The 22,057-nt window shown below is 36.2% G+C and carries 19 protein-coding genes; 11 read left to right on the plus strand and 8 right to left on the minus strand.

What is annotated here, in order from left to right:
* The first annotated feature begins 169 nt into the window (after positions 1–169).
* The 8 genes from ACFILH_RS08905 (at position 170) to ACFILH_RS08940 (ending at position 9,894) form a co-directional block, all read left to right on the plus strand.
* A complete protein-coding gene (locus ACFILH_RS08905; RefSeq protein WP_375643148.1) occupies positions 170–343 on the plus strand; it encodes a hypothetical protein in 174 nt (57 codons plus the stop codon).
* A 273-nt stretch (positions 344–616) separates the two neighbouring features.
* A complete protein-coding gene (locus ACFILH_RS08910; protein WP_273791557.1) occupies positions 617–850 on the plus strand; it encodes a hypothetical protein in 234 nt (77 codons plus the stop codon).
* A gap of 896 nt (positions 851–1,746) precedes the next feature.
* Complete coding sequence (locus ACFILH_RS08915) at positions 1,747–2,103, plus strand: hypothetical protein (RefSeq protein WP_273791363.1); 357 nt, start codon at positions 1,747–1,749, stop codon at positions 2,101–2,103.
* A gap of 174 nt (positions 2,104–2,277) precedes the next feature.
* Positions 2,278–2,640, plus strand: coding sequence for a hypothetical protein (locus tag ACFILH_RS08920; RefSeq protein WP_273791362.1), 363 nt, complete (start codon positions 2,278–2,280; stop codon positions 2,638–2,640).
* 216 nt (positions 2,641–2,856) lie between these two features.
* Complete coding sequence (locus ACFILH_RS08925; protein WP_273791361.1) at positions 2,857–3,219, plus strand: hypothetical protein; 363 nt, start codon at positions 2,857–2,859, stop codon at positions 3,217–3,219.
* A gap of 636 nt (positions 3,220–3,855) precedes the next feature.
* Positions 3,856–5,253 carry a threonine synthase gene (gene thrC, locus ACFILH_RS08930; RefSeq protein ID WP_375643150.1) on the plus strand — a complete coding sequence of 466 codons (1,398 nt, stop codon included), beginning with the start codon at positions 3,856–3,858 and terminating at the stop codon, positions 5,251–5,253.
* An 82-nt stretch (positions 5,254–5,335) separates the two neighbouring features.
* On the plus strand, positions 5,336–6,610 hold the full coding sequence (locus ACFILH_RS08935) for a M16 family metallopeptidase (protein ID WP_375631389.1): 1,275 nt from the start codon (positions 5,336–5,338) through the stop codon (positions 6,608–6,610).
* A 398-nt stretch (positions 6,611–7,008) separates the two neighbouring features.
* Positions 7,009–9,894 (plus strand): EAL domain-containing protein, encoded by a 2,886-nt coding sequence (locus ACFILH_RS08940; protein ID WP_375667674.1) that lies wholly within the window; start codon positions 7,009–7,011, stop codon positions 9,892–9,894.
* A gap of 42 nt (positions 9,895–9,936) precedes the next feature.
* Here the strand turns inward: ACFILH_RS08940 and ACFILH_RS08945 are convergent, their stop codons facing one another.
* The gene (locus ACFILH_RS08945) at positions 9,937–10,521 is read right to left on the minus strand and encodes a YqgE/AlgH family protein (protein ID WP_375631387.1); all 585 of its coding nucleotides are present in this window, start codon (positions 10,519–10,521) and stop codon (positions 9,937–9,939) included.
* 71 nt (positions 10,522–10,592) lie between these two features.
* Between ACFILH_RS08945 and ACFILH_RS08950 the strand changes: the two genes are divergently transcribed.
* On the plus strand, positions 10,593–11,471 hold the full coding sequence (locus tag ACFILH_RS08950) for a protein-disulfide reductase DsbD domain-containing protein (RefSeq protein WP_375667676.1): 879 nt from the start codon (positions 10,593–10,595) through the stop codon (positions 11,469–11,471).
* A 26-nt stretch (positions 11,472–11,497) separates the two neighbouring features.
* Here the strand turns inward: ACFILH_RS08950 and rnhA are convergent, their stop codons facing one another.
* From rnhA to cyoE, 4 genes are all read right to left on the minus strand, one after another.
* Positions 11,498–11,965 carry a ribonuclease HI gene (rnhA, locus tag ACFILH_RS08955; protein ID WP_273791355.1) on the minus strand — a complete coding sequence of 156 codons (468 nt, stop codon included), beginning with the start codon at positions 11,963–11,965 and terminating at the stop codon, positions 11,498–11,500.
* A 5-nt stretch (positions 11,966–11,970) separates the two neighbouring features.
* Positions 11,971–12,930 carry a homoserine kinase gene (locus tag ACFILH_RS08960; protein ID WP_273791354.1) on the minus strand — a complete coding sequence of 320 codons (960 nt, stop codon included), beginning with the start codon at positions 12,928–12,930 and terminating at the stop codon, positions 11,971–11,973.
* Complete coding sequence (ispH, locus tag ACFILH_RS08965) at positions 12,930–13,985, minus strand: 4-hydroxy-3-methylbut-2-enyl diphosphate reductase (RefSeq protein ID WP_375663361.1); 1,056 nt, start codon at positions 13,983–13,985, stop codon at positions 12,930–12,932. The genes ACFILH_RS08960 and ispH overlap by 1 nt, the downstream gene beginning before the upstream one ends.
* A gap of 182 nt (positions 13,986–14,167) precedes the next feature.
* Positions 14,168–15,103 (minus strand): heme o synthase, encoded by a 936-nt coding sequence (cyoE, locus tag ACFILH_RS08970; RefSeq protein ID WP_375643165.1) that lies wholly within the window; start codon positions 15,101–15,103, stop codon positions 14,168–14,170.
* 344 nt (positions 15,104–15,447) lie between these two features.
* Between cyoE and ACFILH_RS08975 the strand changes: the two genes are divergently transcribed.
* The gene (locus ACFILH_RS08975; RefSeq protein ID WP_273791352.1) at positions 15,448–15,987 is read left to right on the plus strand and encodes an invasion associated locus B family protein; all 540 of its coding nucleotides are present in this window, start codon (positions 15,448–15,450) and stop codon (positions 15,985–15,987) included.
* A gap of 110 nt (positions 15,988–16,097) precedes the next feature.
* Positions 16,098–17,522 (plus strand): metalloprotease TldD, encoded by a 1,425-nt coding sequence (gene tldD, locus ACFILH_RS08980; protein ID WP_273791351.1) that lies wholly within the window; start codon positions 16,098–16,100, stop codon positions 17,520–17,522.
* 518 nt (positions 17,523–18,040) lie between these two features.
* Here the strand turns inward: tldD and ACFILH_RS08985 are convergent.
* The 3 genes from ACFILH_RS08985 to dxs are packed head-to-tail and all read right to left on the minus strand — an operon-like array spanning position 18,041 to position 21,958.
* Positions 18,041–19,294, minus strand: a complete 1,254-nt coding sequence (locus ACFILH_RS08985; protein WP_375667678.1) for a class I SAM-dependent RNA methyltransferase — start codon at positions 19,292–19,294, stop codon at positions 18,041–18,043.
* A complete protein-coding gene (locus ACFILH_RS08990) occupies positions 19,291–20,034 on the minus strand; it encodes a TlyA family RNA methyltransferase (RefSeq protein ID WP_375643156.1) in 744 nt (247 codons plus the stop codon). Before ACFILH_RS08990 ends, ACFILH_RS08985 begins: the two co-directional genes overlap by 4 nt.
* A 16-nt stretch (positions 20,035–20,050) precedes the next feature.
* The gene (dxs, locus tag ACFILH_RS08995) at positions 20,051–21,958 is read right to left on the minus strand and encodes a 1-deoxy-D-xylulose-5-phosphate synthase (protein ID WP_375667680.1); all 1,908 of its coding nucleotides are present in this window, start codon (positions 21,956–21,958) and stop codon (positions 20,051–20,053) included.
* Between the last annotated feature and the right edge of the window lie 99 nt (positions 21,959–22,057).

Here is a 22,057-nt window from a genome sequence, read left to right on the forward strand (position 1 = left end):
CGATATCCCACTCCCAACCTCAGCAGCTCATCCTGATAAATTATTATATTTGTCAAAAAAGGAATATTACGATGCCTTGCTCGATAAGATGTGAGAATTGCTAGCCTCTTTCATCTGATCAAAAAAATCACATACTATGGTAAAATTGTAAGGGATGTGCCTATTGATCATGGAAAAAAATATTAAAATTCGCGGAATCTATGGAACACAAGAGTTTATTGAAAATGATAAAAGCGTCCTTGTTGAGTTACACGGGCTTATATTTGCTCAATCCAAATCTCGTAAACTTGTTGAAGGCTTATTTACTTTGCTGCTTAAACAGTATTTTAACAGCATCAATTAGTACAACCTCCCTAAGATTACAAAAAACAAAAAGAATACATTTTTATGAAAAATGTGCCTTTTATAAAAAACATTTCATACCAAGTAATTTACAGACAACATGTTGATTTATAATCAATAATTAATCATTATTCAAATTAAGCAAAAAAACCGAATATTGTAAGATCCTCTCATTTAAAATCTGGATATGCTGAATTAAAGAAATAAAAATTCCTTTTAATGAATTATCTCAAAAGGCAAAAATTAGTAGCAACATTAGGAGCGAGCAAAGTGTATGGCACTGCCATCTTTCTTCTTTATAAACGTCAAAAATTCTGATGTCCTAAGAATTTTATATTATGGGACTTTATCATCATATATAGCGTTGCAAAATAGGCTTGAGTACCTTGAGAACGGTTTCTTTAAAAAAGCACTTAAATATGAAACATACAATCATGTTAAACAACGTACAGAGATACCAGTAGTTGCTCAAAATTTTCCAAAAGCACTTAATAGACTTTTTAAATAAGCAATGAAATCAGATCTTTTCAAAAGTAATCCAACTTTAGGAAAAACACCCTTTCTAAAAATAAAAGCGGCTTTTCAGTTTGGAAAGAAGAAAATGTCGAAAAATATTATCCAATGCTGATCTTTCGGCACTCATAAATATGTCTGAATTGACATTCTTCTATACACTTTGCATCATAGTAATACGCCGCTCACATTGGCGAGAAAAAGATAATATCATTTATCTCTATCCAATTCGAGCTCTACTTTCCACTATGAGAGAGCTGTATATTTTTTAGTATCTATAACATATTATTATCTATAAGATAAATGTATATAATTAATAGTTAAGTAAGCAGTAGTATTATGCTATCATGATGCAATTAATAATCATTGAATAATAACTTAATAATATCTATATAACACATATTATTAAAATAATGACTATCTATAATAACTCATATAAATAATAATATTTTAGCATGTCCATTAATATTTTAATTTTTAAGAATATTTTTATAAATACATCATAATTTTTATGTTTTTATTATAATATCTATAATAAATAAATTTATATATATTTATTATGTAAAAAGTTTGATCAACTTTATTATTTATAATTGTATTAAAAAAAATAATATTAATATCATTTTATAAAAATCATACGATAACCACGTGTTGTTTTATATATAACACATAATAAGATATTTTATAAAATTTTTTAAAAAATATTTTTGTAATTATTACTGTTACTTTTTTACAATAATGTTTATAAAAAATTACAGTTATATTTTTATATGTATTTTTATTATTGACTAAAAATACATATTGAAATATATAAATTATATATAGTGTGAGATACATAAACATTATGTATATTTCTTACATATATAACTTAAAAATATTTGAGGTAAAGTTATGATAAAAATATTTAAAAATTATATCTTAAGCATTTTTATAGCGAGCACTTTTTTTATTTCACAAACTGTAAATGTTAATGCAAACTATTTGAAAAATGATACTCCAAAAGAGGAACTTTCTGTTTTCCCAATGGAACAAGTAAAATATGCGACATCCGATGTAGTTTCTACGACTGCTTTCTATGTTCCATCTGTAAATTATCAAACAGAAAATGGAACAACTGGTGAAGGAAAATTAGAAAAGGTCGTTGAGCCTATAACTATAGGAATGGGACTATTGTTTACTGGATATGCAATGAGCTTTATAGGATCGATAATAAGTTGGATAAAGGACATAGTATTGATGTTCAAATAATTCAACCTCATCTAGAACTCTAGAATATTAGCTTCATTATGTGTCTATAATTTATTGTAAATAATTACATAATGAAGCTCATCTTTCTACAAAATATAAATGTTGTAGATTATATCCAAATATCCAAAGTATAAATTTACGCATATATATAGTATAAAATATTTGAGGTAAATTATGATTAAATTATTTAAAAATCATATATTAAGTATTTTCATTATGTCTGCCTTTTCTCTTTCTCAGGTTGTAAATGTACATGCAAACTCTTTGCAAAATAGTACTCATCGTGAGAATACTTTTGTTTCTGCAATAAAGCAGAAAAGAAAGGATGCAGTCCATACCGTTTCTCTCTATAGACCCAGTCTAAATCGTGGAGTGAGTAATGAAACTACTATTGAAGGAAAATTTGAAAAGGTCGTTGAACCTCTTACAATCGGGGCTTTTGGTATGGGGATGGCACTTGGATATGCATCAAGTACGATAGGCATGTTTTTAGGATGGATAATAAGTAAAATAATATCGTGTTTTAAATCTCGTTAGAATTGAAATTTCATCAGAATAAAACCTTCTCATATGAAATATAAACTATGGATATATTCTGTGTTGATCGATTGTTGATGACAAAAAACTAATGAATTATCACACTAAGAATGAAAAAAGCTTTAAATGCTTCTGTTTCTCTCAATGTGCACTAATTCTGCCGACGAATCTATTCAATTCAGATTAAAATAAAAGTAAAAGTAGTGGTGAAAAATTATGATTAAAGTATTGAAAACTTACGTATTAAATATTTTAATAGCAGTTTCTTTTTTGCTTTCACAAGTTATAAATGTTCATGCCAATCATTTGAACAATGATACTCAATGGGAAACTGTCTCTTTAATAGAACAAGGAAAGAAAAAAGCTATCGATATAGCGGCTCTTTATGTCCCAAGTTTCACTCATAAAGCAAAAAGTGAATCTGCCTTTGAAGGAAAATTTGAGAAAGTGTTTGAACCAATTACGCTAGGAATTTTTTCTACAGTAGGAGCTTTAGGTTTTGGATTCTTGACTGGATTTGTTATGTCCATATTTAGCGGGATAATCGGATGTGCAATAGGAAAAATTAAAGGAAAATAATTCAAAGATACTCAGTATTTTTTCTATTAAAAATGAGAATACTTTACAGCCTGCTTCACATCATTTAGCAGGCTGTTGTATGTTTTCTATGGATAAACTTTAAGTTACCATACTGTATAGCATAAATATAATATCTATTATTATACAAAATGATAAATTATGCTAAAAAAAGATTATGCAAAGTATAGATTTGCGCACGAAATGCCATAAAATTACCTTATAAATCTTCCAGTGTGAATTCTGAGATGTATCATTTTAACATTCGGTTTAGCAGATGTAATTGTTACAAAGTATTAAGAGCATAAAATAACTATGAATGATTGAGTTTTATACAAAAGTTCTTCAGTAACTACCATTCTATCTATTTAATTTTATTATTTTAGAAGGTGCACAAGTGAAGATACGTTGTAAAATTTAAGTGAGTGAATAATAGAGAGGAAATTTTCGTCTGCAACAGATTTTCTGTGAACATTTGACGTTTATATCTTAAAAATAAAAATGCTTAAGACTATTTCCTTTCATTATTGAGTTAAAAAGAAGAAAAGAAGCTCTATCCATTTAATAATTTAAATATTATGAAAAACGTGAAATAAATAACTTCACCAATTTGCCAGAAATAAAAAAAGGATAAGACTTATGGAATATATCAGCACGAGAGGTGAAGCTCCTGCTTTAAGCTTTACGGAAACAATCATGACAGGGTTGGCAAATGATGGGGGACTTTATTTGCCAGATAAATTTCCTCAGCTATCATTTGATGCGTTACGAGCACTTCGTGGTCAGTCCTATACAACAATTGCTAAAACTATTCTGTGGCCCTTTGTGAATAACGAAATCGAATATACAGCTTTTGAAAATATGATCGCTGAATCTTATGCAACCTTTCACCATCCAGCAATCTGTCCGTTACGACAAACTGGAGCAGATGAATTTATCCTTGAACTCTTTCATGGTCCTACTTTAGCTTTTAAAGATGTAGCAATGCAGTTTCTTTCTCGACTGATGGATTATGTTTTGACTGAAAAAAATAGATGTGCAACGATTATTGCTGCAACATCAGGTGATACAGGTGGAGCTGCGATACAAGCTTTTGCTGGAAAAGAACACTCAGATATTTTTATTTTATTTCCTAAAGGACGTGTATCACCTGTTCAACAACGGCAAATGACAACCAATCAATGTTCAAATGTTCATGCCATTGCCATTGAAGGAAATTTTGATGATTGCCAAGCCCTTGTCAAAGCAATGTTTAATGACCACAATTTTCGTACAAAAAGAGCACTTTCAGGTGTGAATTCTATAAATTGGGCGCGTATCATGGCGCAAATTGTTTACTATTTTTCATCTGCACTTTCTTTAGGAGCTCCTGATAGAGCTGTTTCATTTACTGTTCCTACTGGAAATTTTGGTGATATTTTTGCAGGTTATGTCGCAGCCCGTATGGGATTACCCATTGCTCAACTGGTCATCGCAACGAATGATAACGACATCCTTGTACGTACATTGACCAGTGGTACTTATGAAACACAACCAATAGTCCATACAACATCACCTTCTATGGATATTCAGGTCTCTTCTAATTTTGAACGTTTGCTCTTTGAAAGTGGCAATCGTGATCCAATCTGGATTCGCAATGCAATGGAAAACTTGAAAAAAACGGGGCTCTTTACTCTTGATGAAAAGCAACTCAAAAATATTCGTTCCCTATTTTCCGCCGGGAAAAGCAACATGGCTACAACAGCTCAAACAATTGATAGTGTCTATAAGGAAAGTGGCTATCTTGTTGATCCACATACAGCGGTTGCTCTTCAAGTAGCGCGTGAAAACAAAAAACCGCATATTCCAATGATCGTTCTTGCCACGGCTCATCCAGCTAAATTTCCTGATACGATTAAAAGCGCTTGTGGCCTTCATGCTCCATGGCCATCTCATCTCAATGATGTAATGAAACACGAAGAACATTTTATAAGTCTTGCTAATGATGAAAAAATAGTAAAAGATTATATTTCTTTAAAATCGCGTGCATCTTATTAAAGTTAGCTGCATTAATTTAAATCAAGAATATTCTAATACCTTTACAATGAGGTATTTAGCTTATTAATGGAGTTGTAAATACATGGATGTAGATATATGTCGCCTTAGTAATGGTTTGACTATCGCCACACATACAATGCAACAAATTGATAGTGTTGCCCTCGGGATATGGGTTAAAGTGGGCTCACGCAATGAAACCTCCACACAGCATGGTATTGCTCATCTTCTTGAGCATATGGCTTTTAAAGGAACCGAAAACCGCACTGCTTTTCAAATTGCAACCGATATTGAAGATGTTGGCGGTGAAATAAATGCTACAACCAGTATTGAAACAACAGCTTACTTTGCACGTGTACTTAAAAGCGATATCCCTCTTGCTATAGATATTTTAGCCGATATTTTAATGCATTCAAAATTTGACGACAATGAACTAGAACGAGAAAAACAAGTAATCTTTCAGGAAATTGGTGCTGCCCATGACACTCCTGATGATATTGTTTTTGATCATTTTACAGAAACAGCCTTTCGTCATCAATCCCTTGGGCGCTCTATTTTAGGAACAGCTAAAACTATTCAATCATTTACATCTACTGATCTCCATGATTTCATCAATAAACAATATAGTGCAGATCGTATGATTGTCGTTGCAGCAGGAGCTGTAAAGCACGAAAGTTTCGTGCGAGAAGTTGAAAGTCGTCTTGGTACTTTTCGCTCCCATTCAACCGCACCTCTTACTAATCTTGCAAATTATGTCGGTGGCGACTTTCGTGAATATCGCGATTTAATGGATACACAAGTTGTTCTAGGGTTTGAAGGACGCGCTTATCACGCGCGTGATTTTTATGCGGCCCAAATTCTTTCAATCATTCTTGGTGGTGGTATGTCTTCACGTCTTTTTCAAGAGGTAAGAGAGAAACGTGGATTATGCTATTCTATTTATGCTTTTCATTGGGGATTTTCAGATACTGGACTTTTTGGTGTTCACGCTGCTACCGGACAAGAAGGGCTCAAAGAACTTATTCCTGTGATTCTTGATGAACTTTCCAAGGTCAGCAAAAATATTCACGCTAATGAACTACAACGAGCACAAACGCAATATCGTGCGAACCTGACAATGTCACAGGAAAATCCTTCTAGTCAAGCACATCTCATTGCTCGCCAAATACTCCTTTATGGTCGACCAATTCCAATATCGGAAACAATTGAACGCCTCAATCTCATTACTCCTAAAAGATTAACTGATTTAGCACATCGTCTTTTTACAAACTCCACACCAACACTAACTGCTGTCGGACCTGTAGGACCCCTCATAAATTTTGATGATTTAACGTCAACTCTTTCATACAAGCTAAAGTAAAAACTTCTTTTCAAAGCAGCATCACAATAACATCACATATTTTATCATAAAATTTACCACAAAAGCTCTTCTCATTAAATAAGTTTTGGAAATATTGGGCAAAGAGGCGTACAAAACTACCCAATTCATACTTCATGTGATAAAGATTCTAATGAGTGAAGGTATATCCGTGAAATCTGGAAATTTATGGTTTAACTTTGCCCTTTTAAAATATAAAACTTCATTCGCTTCAAGTTCTATTGGAGCAAATGGGTATGTGGTTTATTTGTATATAAAATCACACAACTTAAGAAAAAGTGATAACAATTTATTATGTAAATAAATTATAAAAGGTGGACGTTTTTTCTCAAAAATCGAAATGAAAATTAAACATCCTAAAATATTGAGAGTGGGACATTGTGAAGAGTTTGCGTAAAATAATTGACATCATTTTCATTGTAGTCGTTAGTTCTTTTGTCCATCTTACATCAGCACAAGCAATTGAGCCAGTTAAAATTTCTGCTCAAGATGCTGCTCTTGATCTCTCAAAAGCAATTGAAATTCACCATACAAACAACTCTATTTTTCAAACAAGTACAGCGCCAGGACCAGATGGTATTGTATGGCGTATTGAAGTGCAGGCAAAAAATGAAAAATTTTCCGGAAATTGGGCAGTTTTTTCTCTTGCAAATCCAACAGATGAACAAGTTGATCGTCTCATTGTTGCCCCCCATTACCGCATGGCACGTTCTGGATTTTTTTGGCCAGACCTTGGATCAGCAAGGATTCAATCCATAACGCCAAGCGAAGGTTTTTCCCTCGATCGTCAACTTAGTGCAAACTCTGATATCTTTCGTATTACTCTTAACCCTGGTGCTGTTGTTACATTTGTGGCCGAACTTAACTCTGCAAATCTACCGCAAATCTATTTATGGCAACCTGAAGCTTATAAAGATGCAATTAATTCTTATACGCTTTATCATGGTATTCTTCTTGGGATATCAGGTCTCTTAGCGCTTTTGTTAACTGTTCTCTTCGTCGTCCGTGGAACAGGGCTGTTTCCTGCAACAGCTGCTGTTGCTTGGGCAGTGCTTTTTTATATTGGTATTGACTTCAACTTTTTAAATAAATTCTTTGCAGTTACACTCACAACACAACCAATCTGGCGTGCTGGTACAGAAGTAGCTCTTACTGCTACACTCTTCATTTTTCTTTTTACCTATCTCAGCCTTAACCGCTGGCATTATCATTTTAGTTACGGTGCTATCGCTTGGACCATTGCCTTTTGCAGTCTAGGAGCCTTTGCTATTTATGATCCCATCAGAGCAGCTGGAATTGCGCGTTTGTCTTTTGGCCTTACCGCTGTGCTTGGTATAATATTAATCATCTATTTCTCAATCAGAAGCTATGACCGCGCTATTATGCTTATTCCAACATGGTTGCTCATTAGCTTTTGGTGTGTTGGAGCCTATGCTTGCATAGCTGGACATTTAAACAATGATATTATCCAGCCAGCATTAGCGGGGGGATTAGTGCTCATTGTTCTTCTCATAAGCTTTACTGTCCTGCAACAAACTTTTTCTAATGACGCTTTCCATGAAGGAATATTTTCCGACCTGGAACAACAAGTACTCGCAGCAAAGGGAGCTGGAAATATTATTTGGGATTGGAATATCGAGCGTGACCGTATTGTTGTACATCCAAACATGGCAACCCTTTTTGGTACTGAAATTCATAACCTCAATGGACCTATGCGCAACTGGATTTCAGCCTTGCACCATGATGATCGTGAACGCTTTCAAGCTGTATTGGATATCATTCTTAAAAATAAAAAAGGGCGCATTGATCAAATTTTTCGTCTTTCTTCCGGTGGTGGTTATTATCATTGGTTTTCTCTTCGTGCACGTCCGGCTATGCAAAAAGATGGAAAAATCACACGTGTCATTGGAACCATTGTCAATATTACTAACCATAAAAAATCCGAAGAACGCTTATTGCATGATGCAATCCACGACAGCTTAACCGGACTTCCTAACCAACAAATTTTCTTTGATAGACTACAAAATTATACCTCTTTAGCGAAAGCAAATATCAAAATTAGACCGACTGTCTTTATGATTGATTTTGACAATTTTCGCCAAATTAATCGCAAATTAGGCATAGCAGTTGGGGATACTGTACTGCTTATAATCGCACGTCGTTTAAATCGTCTCATTAACTTTCAAGACACCTTATCGCGTCTTTCAGCAGACCGCTTTGCAATTATTTTACTTAGTGAAACCGAACCACAAAAAATTGCAGCATTTGCAGATCATTTGCACAAAACAATTTCAGCACCTATTTCACTTTCAGAAAACAAAATAATCCTTTCAACCTCTATCGGATTGGTTACATGGAGTGAAAGCCGATCGACGGCTAAAGATATTTTTAATGATAGTGAATTAGCGATGATTCGCGCAAAACAAATGGGTGGAAACCATATTGAACCTTTTCGTCCTAATTTTCGCACTTTGGGTCTCGAACATAATACTCTGGAGAAAGATGTTCATTATGCCATAAAACGTAATGAGATGAAAATCCTCTACCATCCTATTCTTAATTTATCAGATGGACATATTATTGGTTTTGAAACAATTGTAGAATGGCATCATCCCACTTATGGAAATTTAAATGTCTCTGATTTCATAAAAATCGTAGAAAATGAACAAATTGTTATGGATTTGTCACAATTTATCATCGATAATGCCATTATTGATCTTATAAATGTACAAGAAAAGTTTTCCCAACAATCTTTCTTTATTTCAATTAATTTACCAAGCGCAGAAATGATTCATCCTCGTTTTATCAGTCAATTGCGTGCCGCTTTGCTTCGCCATCCGCTCCACAAAGGGCGTCTGATGATTGAAATATCTGAATTTGTCTTAAGAAATAATCCTGAACAATCAGCGCACTTTCTTGAACAAATTAAAACACTGGGAATGAATCTCGCACTCGATAATTTTGGAACAGGTTATTCGTCTCTGACCTATCTCGTACGTTATCCATTTGATATGGTTAAACTTGATCGTTCACTTATCTCAATCGACTCTCTTAAGAAGAAAATTGTTCTAAAGTCTATCATTAATATGGCAACAGATCTTAATTTGCAAATTATCGCAGAAGGTGTTGAAAATGAAAAAGAAGCAATCTTTCTTCGTCAAGAAGGCTGTAAATATGTTCAAAGTACACTTGTGACGAAACCGATTGCCATAGAAGAATTAATTACACTCGTTCAGAGCCATTTCCCTTATAAAATAAAAACATAATGGATAAAATAACGTGTAAAGTTAAAAAGCTTAGAAAAAACTCTACGCGTGTCCCATTTCAGAAGCAAGATAAGTTGGATCGATACCCATGCGTGTTAAACTTTTATCATATTTGCAGCTTAAATCGCTTTCAAAAAGAAAACTAGGTGATGTAGAACTGATTAGCCAACCATTTGTAGAAATTTCTGCCTCAAGTTGCCCCGCTTTCCATCCAGCATAGCCTAATGCGACCAGTGCATGTTGCGGACCTTGTTCGCAACTGATCGCTTTTAATATATCAATTGTCGCAGTAAAACAGATCTTATCTGCAATAAAAACAGTTTCTTCACAAGCATAATCATCTGAATGAAGGACAAAACCACGCAAAGGATCAACAGGACCACCATAGCGAACTGGAAACTGTTTTATTGGTTCAGAAAGACTTTTTTTTTGGCCACTGTCTATGACTCCCAAATGAAGCAAAAGCTCTGGAAAATCAATATGATGCAATTGATTAAGAATGATGCCCATCGCACCGGCATTAGAATGCGCACAAATATAAATAACAGAACGAATAAAGCGTTTGTCATTCATCCCAGGCATTGCTATGAGTAATTGTCCACCTAAAAAGCCATTACACCGCTTCATTAATCTGTTATTCTCCATAATTTACATGATAAAAGTTTGTTCATTTAGCACACTAGGAAAATAAAACTCCAATGAAAAAAAGTCGTATATTTACAAATTTACAAAATATCGCAACTTTCTTTTATAAAAAGCTTTTAGTTACTTTAAGCTTAACATTCATAGTTTTAGAATTACTTAACATTCCTGTAAATGCTCAAACAGAACAAAAACTCCAGCTTTTCGCAACATCTTGGTATGAATCAGATGGTGGTCGTATCCGATTAGCGATCACTGAACCTTCTCTTTCTGGAATAAGAGAAGGCATTATTGAAATTGAACTTAAACCAGGATGGAAAACTTACTGGCGTAATCCAGGTAATTCTGGCATGGCACCATTTTTTAATTTCAACCAACAGATTTCTTATGAAATCTTCTATCCTACTCCACAGCTTTTTGAAACAGAAAATGATTGGTCATTAGGTTATAAAGATAAAGTAATATTGCCCTTCAATCTTTCTGGTTCAAGCAAAAATTTAAGTGGTGCTTTCACTCTTGGATTATGTAATAAAATCTGTCTTCCATTTACTATTAACTTTGATTTTTCGCCATCTGCTCTTAAAAATAAACATCTTCCTGCTTCCTTCTTAAAAAAGGCGCAAGATTCTTTGCCCCGCATGATGCAGAATGCACTAAAAATAAGTGCCGAAAAAAATAACAGTACCCTTCTTATAAAAATACAAAATAACAACAAAACTACACCTTCCTCTCTCTTTTTAGATGGAGGAGAAATGCAAATTGGAGCAGCAAGAAAAGTCAGTGATAACGCAGAATATACACTCTTCAGTGCTCCACTCTATTTCGCACCAGAAGAAATAAACCAAAAAATTTTTTATACAGTTTCTTTTAAAGATCACGCCTTAAGTGGAACATTCATATTCCATACGCAGCCAACCCCGCTTACGACTCCGTGATAAAAGAAAAAGCTCCCAAACAGCAATTATGCTGGAAAACGTCCATTTTCACGATATTGAGTAATTGCTTTGCGAGCAAGGGCATCTGCGCGTTCATTTTCTGGATGTCCCGCATGCCCTTTTACCCAGTGCCATCTGACTGTATGACAAGAACTAGCATCCTCAAGAGCTTGCCATAGCTCCATATTTTTAACAGGACTTTTTGATGCGGTGCGCCAATTATTCTTTTTCCAATCTTCAATCCACTTAGATATACCGTTACGCACATAAACTGAGTCTGTATAAAGATCGACCAAACAGGGCTCTTTAAGCGCCTTTAATGCACAAATAGCCGCCATGAGTTCCATTTGATTGTTTGTCGTATGAACCTTACCGCCATAAAGCTCCCGTTCATGACCATTCCAGCGTAAAATTGCCCCCCATCCTCCAATTCCAGGGTTCCCTGAGCAAGCACCATCTGTATAAATTTCAACGACTTTTTGTTGAGTTGCCATAAAATTTAAAAACCTAATTCACTTAGCGAATTTACATTACTAAAAAAACAAAGCTTGTGCCAATACTCCCATGGATCTTTCTTAATAACAAAGCTATTAGGCGGTGTATTAAACCAATCATATAGACGTGTGAGTAAGAAACGTAGAGACGCACCACGAGCTAATAAAACCATCTTGTCCAATTCTAAAGGGATCAATGGTCTTATTTTTTGATAACTTTCCAATAACTTACGTGCTTTGGTAAGATTATAGGAATGATCAGGCTCAAAGCACCAAGCATTTAAACAGATCGCTAAATCATAAGCAAAAAAGTCATTACAAGCAAAATAGAAATCTATCATCCCAGAAAGACGATGATTCACAAAAAAGACGTTATCATTAAATAGATCTGCATGAATAATGCCTATTGGTAAATTGAACGGCCAATTTTTCTGTAAAAAAGCCAATTCCAACTCAATTTTTTGTCCAAATTCTTTTAACAATGCATCTTCTTTGGTTTGACAACGTTGCCACAAGACCTTCCAATCCATAACAGAAAGGGTATTTTTACGACTAAGTGTAAAATCCTGTCCTGCTAAATGCAATTGTGCGAGCCCCATCCCCACTTCGCCACAATGATCTATATTGGGCTGGCGGATCCACTCTCCTTCCAGAAAAGTAATAATAGCGGCAGGACGTCCTGCTAATTCACAGATCATCATTCCATCATTTTGAATAACAGGTTGAGGACAAGGAATTCCACGCTGTCCTAAATGCTGCATCAAGCGACAAAAAAAAGGTAAATCATCTTTTGAAATACGCTTTTCATAAAGTGTTAAAATAAATCGCCCTTGTGTTGTCTCTAACATAAAATTAGAATTTTCAATCCCCTCCTCTATACCTTGATAAGACAAAAGTGATCCTATTGCATAACGTGTTAAAAACACTTTTAAATCATTTGGGTGAATATCTGTATAAACGGCCATTATTCTGCTTTCGTTGTAGACATGTTTGTATTCTGATTTTTATTTTTTGCATTATTTGCTTGACCATTGACGAAAGCCATATCTTGAGACGTTAAAATGACGTCACGTAATTCGCGACTCACTAAAAATTTTTCCGTTTCTACCGCTGTTTCAGCTAATTCTATTGTGACATCATAACGCTCACGAAATGCTGAAATAATTTCATCAATAATAATTTCAGGAGCCGAAGCCCCTGCTGAAAGACTGACAATAGAAAGAGATTTTAGGTTTTCAAAATTAATTTCATCAGCGCGCTGAACTAAAATAGCTTGCCGCGCACCAGACTTTTCGGCAACCTCTACTAAACGTCGTGAATTAGAAGAATTTGGTGCTCCAACAATCAAAAACAAATCGCTCCCCTTTGCCGCTGCTTTAACCGCATCTTGTCGATTCGTTGTAGCATAGCAAATTGACTCAGCCGCTGGGGCTGCTAATGTAGGAAAACGTTGTTGTAATATATCGATAATTCCTGCTGTATCTTCAACAGAAAGCGTTGTTTGTGTCACAAATCCTAATTTATCTGGATCATTGGGTTGATAATGCAAAGCATCTTCTATCGTTTCAATAAGCGTCACAGCCCCTTCTTCAAGCTGTCCCATTGTCCCTATCACCTCAGGATGACCAGCATGACCAATCAATATAACATGACGACCATGACGTTGATGTCGTATCGCTTGTTTATGCACTTTCGAGACCAACGGACATGTTGCATCGAGATAAAACAAATTATAGCATCGCGCTTCTTCTGAAACAGATTTTGGTACACCATGAGCAGAAAAAACAACCGGTTGATTGCGATGTTCTTCTGGAATCTCATCAAGTTCTTCGACAAAAACAGCTCCCCGTTGCTGTAATCCCTCAACCACGTAGCGGTTGTGTACAATTTCATGACGAACATATACTGGAGCACTATATTTTTTTAATGCAAGCAGAACAATCTGGATAGCACGATCAACCCCTGCACAAAATCCACGTGGACCACAAAGACGTATCGTTAAAGGGGGAAGTCCAGACATAAATCATCCTTAATCTCTATAGTTTTAGCTATATATTCAAACAACCTATTATTATACATGAATAAGCAATGTAAAAAAACGCGCAATATCATCTTTTGCATAAGAACAGACTCTATCGTGTTTTCTTACAGAATTTTCTTGAAGAAAAGCTCTTTTTAAATTTGCTTTTTCATTTTATTTGCCTAAAGAGCGATAAAATACCAAACAAGAGATTCAATCAAAAGAACTCCAAAGATAGCTGCCAAATAGAGTAACGAAAAGAAAAACGTTTTTTTGGCCATCAAAATAGTTTCATTATGTGTATCAGCTTTCCATAAACGATAAGCAAAATAAATAAAGATAATGCTTAAAATTGTTGAAAAAATAGCATAAAAAATTCCGCCAAGACCAATAAAGCAAGGAGCAGCAGCACATAATGCCATCAAAATAGTATAAAATAAAATCTGTTTTTTTGTTGAATGTTCACCTCGTACATTAGGCATCATAGGGATGCCTGCAGCCTCATAATCAAGAGATGAAAATAAAGAAAGAGACCAAAAATGGGGGGGGGTCCACATAAAAATGATCAAAAATAATAAAAAGCTATCAATACTCACTGTCCCTGTTGCCGCGGCCCATCCAATCATTGGTGGAAAAGCCCCAGAAGCACCACCAATAACAATATTTTGTGGTGTGATACGCTTTAACCAAATTGTATAGATAACGACATAAAAGAAAATCGTAAAAGCAAGAAAAAATGCCGCAAACCAATTAATGAAGCTCCCCATAACCAATACCGAGAGCATAGAAAGAACCATGCCAAAAATAAATGCCTTTTGAGAGCTGATTTTACCCATGGGAATGGGACGCTTTTTAGTCCGTTCCATCACAGCATCAATGTCAGCATCATACCACATGTTCAGTGCTCCCGCACCACCGCCACCAGCAGCAATACATAAAATTGCTAAAAAACCATACCACGGATTGATAGGAACAGGAGACACCATCAAACCAACTAAAGCCGTAAAGATCACAAGAGACATAACACGTGGCTTTAATAATGTGATATAATCACTAATAGTGGATTTTGGTGGCGTTGGTTTACCATTCACAACCGATAACTTTTCTGAAACTGACATTCCACTCAAAGCCCTTTTCCATTTCTGTCATTCACAAACCCAATATTATCTGACAAATATTATCTAGCGTATGGAAATGACCAATTAAGACCAATCGTATTTTTGAGAAAATATGAAATATCTCTTTCGCACGTATACCCTAAAAGTAGATGAAAATACTGGCAATAAAAACACATTTTTTCAATCAACGTTCTTTCCCATATTACAAGTGTATCATAAAAATATATCCTATGAATTAATATATTTGGGTAAATACTGATTTTGTGTTATAGTTTTTTATAGGGAATTCATTTTTTATGTAAATCTATGCATGGTTGTGAGTGTTAAGTCGGATAGGATTTTCTGTGATACTTTATAAATTACTCAAAAAAACTTTTTTTATTGGCACTGTTTTTTACACACTTTATAGTAGTTTTATCAGTCATGCATTTGCACAAACACCCTATGCGCAAAGTGTCCCTGCTCCACAAACCTATGGTGCATGGACAAAAGTTTGTTCTCTACCACCAGGTACACCTAACATGCAGTGTGAAGTTGTACAAAACGTTCACACACAAGGGCGTCAAGATATTACCTTGCGCGTTACATTTTATAAACTTCCTCAAAAGCAAGGTGCCTTGATGCGTGTTTTTGTTCCGATTCGCGTTGAATTACGTCCTGGCGTTGGAATTAAAATTGACGATAAAAATATGGGCAGAATGGAATATCGTCGTTGTCTTGGTGATAATTGTGTTGCTGAAGCCTTTCTTAAAGAAGACATATTGCAGCTCTTTTTAAAAGGAAAAATGGCAACCTATTTTATCTTTACAACTCCGGAACAAGGGATTGGAGGTTTTGTTGACCTTCATGGTCTTGGCGACGCCTATGCAACCTTACCAACATGAGTGAAATCAATACACTTTAAACGATTGAAATTTCATCGTATATTTTGAAAGATTCTTAAAATTAGATTGATAAAAATCTTCTAAGCCCCCATAAAAATAGGATAATTCTTATGAAATCGCTGATTGATCATTTTGATATTGCTTCCTCTAAAGTGCAATCACTTGTACAGGAAACACTTCATCATGCTGATGATGGTGAGCTTTACCTTGAGTACACAGAAAGCGAAGCTCTTTTATTTGATAATGGGCAGCTTAAAAACGGCTCATTTCATCAAGATATGGGATTTGGACTACGCGTTGTTGCTGGAGAGGCTACTGGATATGCTCACTCTAGTGAGTTATCAGCTGCTGCACTCAAACGTGCCAGTGAAGCTGCTAAAGCTGTTACCTATAATAATCATGCAGGGCCTTATAGTATAGCACCTCAACAAACAAACAAAAGACTTTATCAACCGCATAATCCCCTTGATGCTCCATCATTTGAAGAAAAAAGTGCTCTTTTGCAAAAAATTGATGCCTATTTACGTGCTAAAAATGATAAATTGCATCAAGTGACTGTTTCTCTTTCCGGCTCGCTACAACATGTTGAAATTTTACGTGCAGATGGTTATTTGGTTCGTGATATTCGTCCCCTTGTGCGACTTTCTATATCTGTGGTCGTAGCTGAAGGCAATCGACGTGAAAATGGTTTTTATGGGTGTGGAGGGAGACAAGCATTTAACCAATTTATTCATGAAGACAATTGGAAGAAAGCTGCAGATGAAGCCTTACGTATGGCTTTAACAAATTTAGAAGCAGAAGCAGCACCTGCTGGATCTTTTGATGTTGTCTTAGCCAACGGATGGCCTGGTGTTATGCTCCATGAAGCCGTAGGTCATGGTTTAGAAGGTGACTTTAACCGTAAAAAAACATCCGCTTTTGCTGGACTTTTAGGACAACAAGTTGCAGCAAAAGGTGTTACAGTTGTTGATGACGGAACAATTCCACAATGCCGTGGCTCTCTCACTGTTGATGATGAGGGGACCCCTTCAGGATATAACGTTCTCATTGAAGATGGAAAGCTCGTTGGTTTTATGCAAGACAGGCTTAATGCACGGCTTATGGGAGGTAAATCAACTGGAAATGGACGGCGTGAATCTTATGCTTATGCACCAATGCCACGAATGACCAATACAATCATGCTAGGAGGAGATAAAACACCTGAAGAAATCCTTTCTTCACTTAAAAGTGGTATCTATGCTGTTTCATTTGGTGGAGGACAAGTTGATATTACTTCTGGAAAATTCGTCTTTGAATGTACTGAAGCATACCGAGTAGAAAATGGTAAAATTTGTGCACCAATCAAAGGGGCAACTCTTATTGGAAATGGACCGGATGCTATGAAACGTATCACAATGATTGGTAATGATAGTAAACTAGATAATGGTATTGGTATGTGTGGAAAAGCTGGCCAAAATGTCCCTGTTGGTGTTGGCCAACCTCACCTTCGAATCAATAATATGACAATCGGTGGAACTGCGCTTATAGAGGAATAAGCTTGCTCATTCCTTCCCCGTATTGCCTCCTTCTCGTCTATTACGACCATTTTGTGAGTGGGTACAATGCATTGATTTATAAAGATAATCTAGCGTTATTCATATTGTATTAGAACCTTGAATACCGTAAGATTCTCTCATTTTAAATCTGTGTCTGTTGAACCAATCAAAATCATTCGTTTATACATTACAGGCAGGGAGAGTTATATGGATAAAAACTGTACAAGAAAGAACTAAAGATTCTTCTTATGGACCGTCTCAAGTACCAAGAATTTTAGAAACATTGGGAGATGGCAAATATAACGATGGAACAGGCTTATTCAGATACATATTCTTCGTAATCCATTCGTCTTTTTTGTGGTTTTTTTGTGTGGGGTAACTTGTCTTTTATATTTCATAATAAAAAAGCACTTTCTACATTCAGTGCTCTTAGATCAACGAGAAAAAGGTTATTATTATAGATAAATTTTGGAGAGATTTTATAATAATACTCAGGTAAACTTTTAAAAAAAATTAGGCTAAAGTTTCCAACCTTTCTTTTTTTTCTTTTTGCTCAAAACAGCAACAATTTCGACATGTGGTGACCATAAAAATTGATCGATCGGTATGATTTTTTCTACTGTATACCCCCCTGCAACAAGAAGAGATAAATCACGAGCAAATGTAGTAGGATTACAAGAAATTGCCACAACACGTGATACTGTTGTCTTCGCTAATTCACGTACTTGTTGCTCTGCACCAGCACGGGGAGGATCAAAAACAACACTCTCAAAACATTCAAGTTCCTTTACAGAAAGGGGATGTCGGAAAAGATCACGTTTTTCACAAGTGACCGTTTTTAAACCAGTCGCAAAACGTGCTGCTGTATTTAGATTTCTTAATGCATCTTCATTATTTTCTACTGCATGAACACTCATCTTTTTTGCCATACGCAAGGTAAATGTTCCTACCCCTGAAAACAAATCAACAGCATTCTTTGCTTTTTTTAAATGAGTCAAAATAATATTGCCCATTATATTTTCCGCTTCACAAGTTGCTTGCAGAAAACCACCAGAAGGAAATTCAACACGGACATCTCCAAAGTAAATCTCTGGTTTTTCTCGTTCAACCAAAACTTCACCGTCAACAGATAAACGTATAATCCCATATGAAAGAGCAGCACTGATCATTTTCTGACGAAGTGATTCATGGTGTATAATGCAACCGCTTAAAGCAACATCTAAACCATTTTCAACACATGTTATCGTAACATGAAACCGTTTGGCAGAGTTCTTTAGAAAAGCACAGAGCTCTTTGATATTATGCAACTGAGAAATAAGCTCTGGACGGCTTACTGGGCATTCCTCAAGAGCTACAATCTCATGAGAGAGATAACGGTTAAAACCAACTTTTTGCCCCTGTGGGGTCATGGATGCTGTTAGAGTAATCCGCCGTCGGCTATAAGGTTTACATTCTATTAAAGGCGCAACAACATTATTAAGTCCATACTTTTTAAGCGCCTCAACAACCAATTGTTGTTTCCATACGCGATAAGCATCCATATGCCAATGCTGAAGAGTACACCCTCCACATTCTCCAAAATGCTGACAAAGAGTATCAATGCGTTCTGATGATTTTTCTTTTAATGCTATATATGTTGCATATTTTCCATGAACAGTAATTTCAGCACACTCTCCTGGTAAAGTAAAAGGAACAGAAACGAAGCCGTGAGACGTCTTAGCAATACCATAACCATTTGCTCCGATATGATCGATTATGACATTGTCATTCACTCTTGTTTTTCTCCGAATAGTAAATATTCCACGTTGCCATCACCACCTGTAATAGGGGAAGAAATTAAACCTTTTGCACTCCACCCTGTTTGTGTATTTAACCAAACAAAAAGTGCCTCAGCAGTTTCTTTAGCACTTGATGGACTTAATATTCCTCCCTTACTAAAATGTTTACGACCAACCTCAAACTGAGGCTTTACCAGTAAAACAGCTTGGGCACCCTTCTTGGCTAAAGACAACACGGGAGGCAATGCAAGTTTGAGCGAAATAAAGCTAACATCTGAAACGATAAGATCAATTTCTCGCCCACCTAAATGTTCCTGTTTAAAATCTCTGACATTCAAGCCTTCTAATAACGTTATAGCACTGTTGCCCAATAAACGTTTATCAAATTGATGATGCCCAACATCAACGGCAATAACATGATCTGCTCCACGCTCTAAGAGAACTTGCGTAAAACCACCTGTTGATGCACCAACATCAATGGCTGTCACTTTATCTGTTATAATTGGAAATGCATCAAGTGCAGCAATCAATTTTAACGCTGCCCGAGAAACATAATTCTGCGCTGGATCACAAACGGTAATCTCTGCATCATCAAAAACGATTTGCCCAGCTTTAAAAACGATTTCTCCGTTAACTTTAACAGTTTGGCGCATAACAGCATCACGTGCGCGTGAACGTGTCTTAAAAAAGTTTTTTTCAACTAAAAGAATATCGAGTCTTTTTCTGGCAGCCATCTCATACTCGAATTTTCTATCCTGTTCGAATCTCGCGGTCCAAAGCTGTAAAAACCGTGTTGACAATGCCCATAGCATCAAGCCCGATACGTGAAAGAACTTTTTTTGGTGAGCCGTGATTCAAATATTCATCTGGAAGTTGTAGTGTACGAACTTTCAAACCATGCTCTAAGAGCCCTTCTTGCGCTAAAAATTGTAATATGTGCGCTCCAAATCCACCGATTGCCCCTTCTTCAATTGTCACCAATACCTCATGCTCACGTGCCAAACGACGCATCAAATCCTTATCTAAAGGTTTTGCAAACCGTGCATCTGCAACCGTTGTAGATAACCCTTCAACCTCCAACGCATCAGCAGCTTGCAACACTTCTGACATCCGCGTTCCAAAACAAACCAAAGCGATCTTATTCCCTTCACGCAGAACGCGCCCTTTTCCAATTTCTAATAACTCACCACGTTGCGGTAAATCTATACCAATCCCCTCACCACGCGGATAACGAAAAGAAATGGGTCCCTGATCATAAGCTGCAGCTGTACGCACCATATGCATCAATTCAAGCTCATCAGAAGGTGCCATAACAACAAACTCAGGAAGAGTGGACAAAAAAACAATATCAAAACTTCCAGCATGTGTTGCGCCATCTGCCCCCACAAAACCTGCTCGGTCAATAGCAAAACGTACCGGTAATTTTTGAATTGATACATCATGAATAATTTGATCATAAGCACGCTGTAAAAAAGTAGAATAAATTGCAACAAAAGGCTTATACCCTTCACAAGCAAGTCCTGCCGCAAAAGTTACGGCATGTTGCTCAGCGATACCAACATCAAACATTTTTTCAGGAAATTTTTTCGCAAAAGAATCAAGGCCTGTCCCTGTTGGCATCGCTGCTGTTATGCCAACAATCTTATCATCATGGCGAGCTTCTTCTATTAAAGCTTTAGAAAATACCTTGGTATAGGGTAGAATATTACTTGATGCTTTTACCTGTTTTCCTGTCGTGACATCAAAACGATTAACACCATGATATTTATCAGACGAGGCCTCTGCAGGTGGATATCCCTTTCCCTTATGGGTTACAACATGCACCAAAACAGGACCGTTAGGATATTCACGAACATTTTTAAAAACAGGCAATAAATGCCCCAAATTGTGCCCATCTATGGGTCCAACATAATAAAAGCCAAGCTCATCAAATAAAGTTCCCCCAACCAAAAGTCCACGCGCAAATTCCTCTGAACGACGGGCCTTATCCAAAAAAAACTTTGGCAATTTTTCGCTCAACATCTTTACGCGTTCACGCAAATGACGATAAGAAGGACGAGACACTAATCGTGCAAGATGTGCACTCATAGCACCTGTAGGTGGTGCTATAGACATATCGTTATCATTAAGAACAACAATCAAGCGCGCATTCAAAACACCAGCGTTGTTCATTGCTTCATATGCCATACCCGCAGACATTGCACCATCACCAATGACAGTTATGATATTGCGTCTTGTCTCTGCTTTCAAAGCACTTGCCACCGCCATGCCAAGCCCCGCTGAAATAGAAGTAGATGAATGCCCCGCTCCAAATGGATCATACACACTTTCTGAACGTTTTGTAAAACCAGATAATCCGCCCTCTTGACGTAATGTGCGAATTTTTTCTCTACGCCCCGTTAAAATCTTGTGTGGATAGGTTTGATGACCAACATCCCAAATAATCCTATCCTCTGGTGTATTAAAAATATAATGTAATGCAACAGTGAGCTCAACAACACCAAGTCCCGCCCCAAGATGACCACCTGTTACAGAAACCGCATCAATTGTTGCTGTCCGCAACTCATCAACCAACTGTACCAAATCAGACTCATGCAATGCCCGCAAATCTTGCGGAAAACAAACACGGTCAAGCAATGGTGTTAGGACCTGAGACAAAAAAAATCCTTTCTATTATCTTAACTCAAGAAAACGCAACGAAATACATCTTCTCTACTCTTATTTACAGTTTTGCATCTTTTTTTACTGAAAAATGCT

Origin of the sequence: Bartonella sp. CL435QHHD (assembly GCF_042195095.1) — a bacterium.
Taxonomy (GTDB): Bacteria; Pseudomonadota; Alphaproteobacteria; order Rhizobiales; family Rhizobiaceae; genus Bartonella.

Coding starts and splice junctions, on each gene's coding strand:
- ACFILH_RS08935 (WP_375631389.1), top strand. CDS start 5,336: ATGGATGTAGATATATGTCGCCTTAGTAATGGTTTGACTATCGCCACA.
- ACFILH_RS08945 (WP_375631387.1), bottom strand. CDS start 10,521: ATGAAGCGGTGTAATGGCTTTTTAGGTGGACAATTACTCATAGCAATG.
- ACFILH_RS08920 (WP_273791362.1), top strand. CDS start 2,278: ATGATTAAATTATTTAAAAATCATATATTAAGTATTTTCATTATGTCT.
- ACFILH_RS08915 (WP_273791363.1), top strand. CDS start 1,747: ATGATAAAAATATTTAAAAATTATATCTTAAGCATTTTTATAGCGAGC.
- thrC (WP_375643150.1), top strand. CDS start 3,856: ATGGAATATATCAGCACGAGAGGTGAAGCTCCTGCTTTAAGCTTTACG.
- cyoE (WP_375643165.1), bottom strand. CDS start 15,103: ATGTCAGTTTCAGAAAAGTTATCGGTTGTGAATGGTAAACCAACGCCA.
- rnhA (WP_273791355.1), bottom strand. CDS start 11,965: ATGGCAACTCAACAAAAAGTCGTTGAAATTTATACAGATGGTGCTTGC.
- ACFILH_RS08910 (WP_273791557.1), top strand. CDS start 617: ATGGCACTGCCATCTTTCTTCTTTATAAACGTCAAAAATTCTGATGTC.
- ACFILH_RS08925 (WP_273791361.1), top strand. CDS start 2,857: ATGATTAAAGTATTGAAAACTTACGTATTAAATATTTTAATAGCAGTT.
- ACFILH_RS08990 (WP_375643156.1), bottom strand. CDS start 20,034: ATGGCTGCCAGAAAAAGACTCGATATTCTTTTAGTTGAAAAAAACTTT.
- ACFILH_RS08905 (WP_375643148.1), top strand. CDS start 170: ATGGAAAAAAATATTAAAATTCGCGGAATCTATGGAACACAAGAGTTT.
- ACFILH_RS08950 (WP_375667676.1), top strand. CDS start 10,593: ATGAAAAAAAGTCGTATATTTACAAATTTACAAAATATCGCAACTTTC.
- tldD (WP_273791351.1), top strand. CDS start 16,098: ATGAAATCGCTGATTGATCATTTTGATATTGCTTCCTCTAAAGTGCAA.
- ispH (WP_375663361.1), bottom strand. CDS start 13,985: ATGTCTGGACTTCCCCCTTTAACGATACGTCTTTGTGGTCCACGTGGA.
- ACFILH_RS08960 (WP_273791354.1), bottom strand. CDS start 12,930: ATGGCCGTTTATACAGATATTCACCCAAATGATTTAAAAGTGTTTTTA.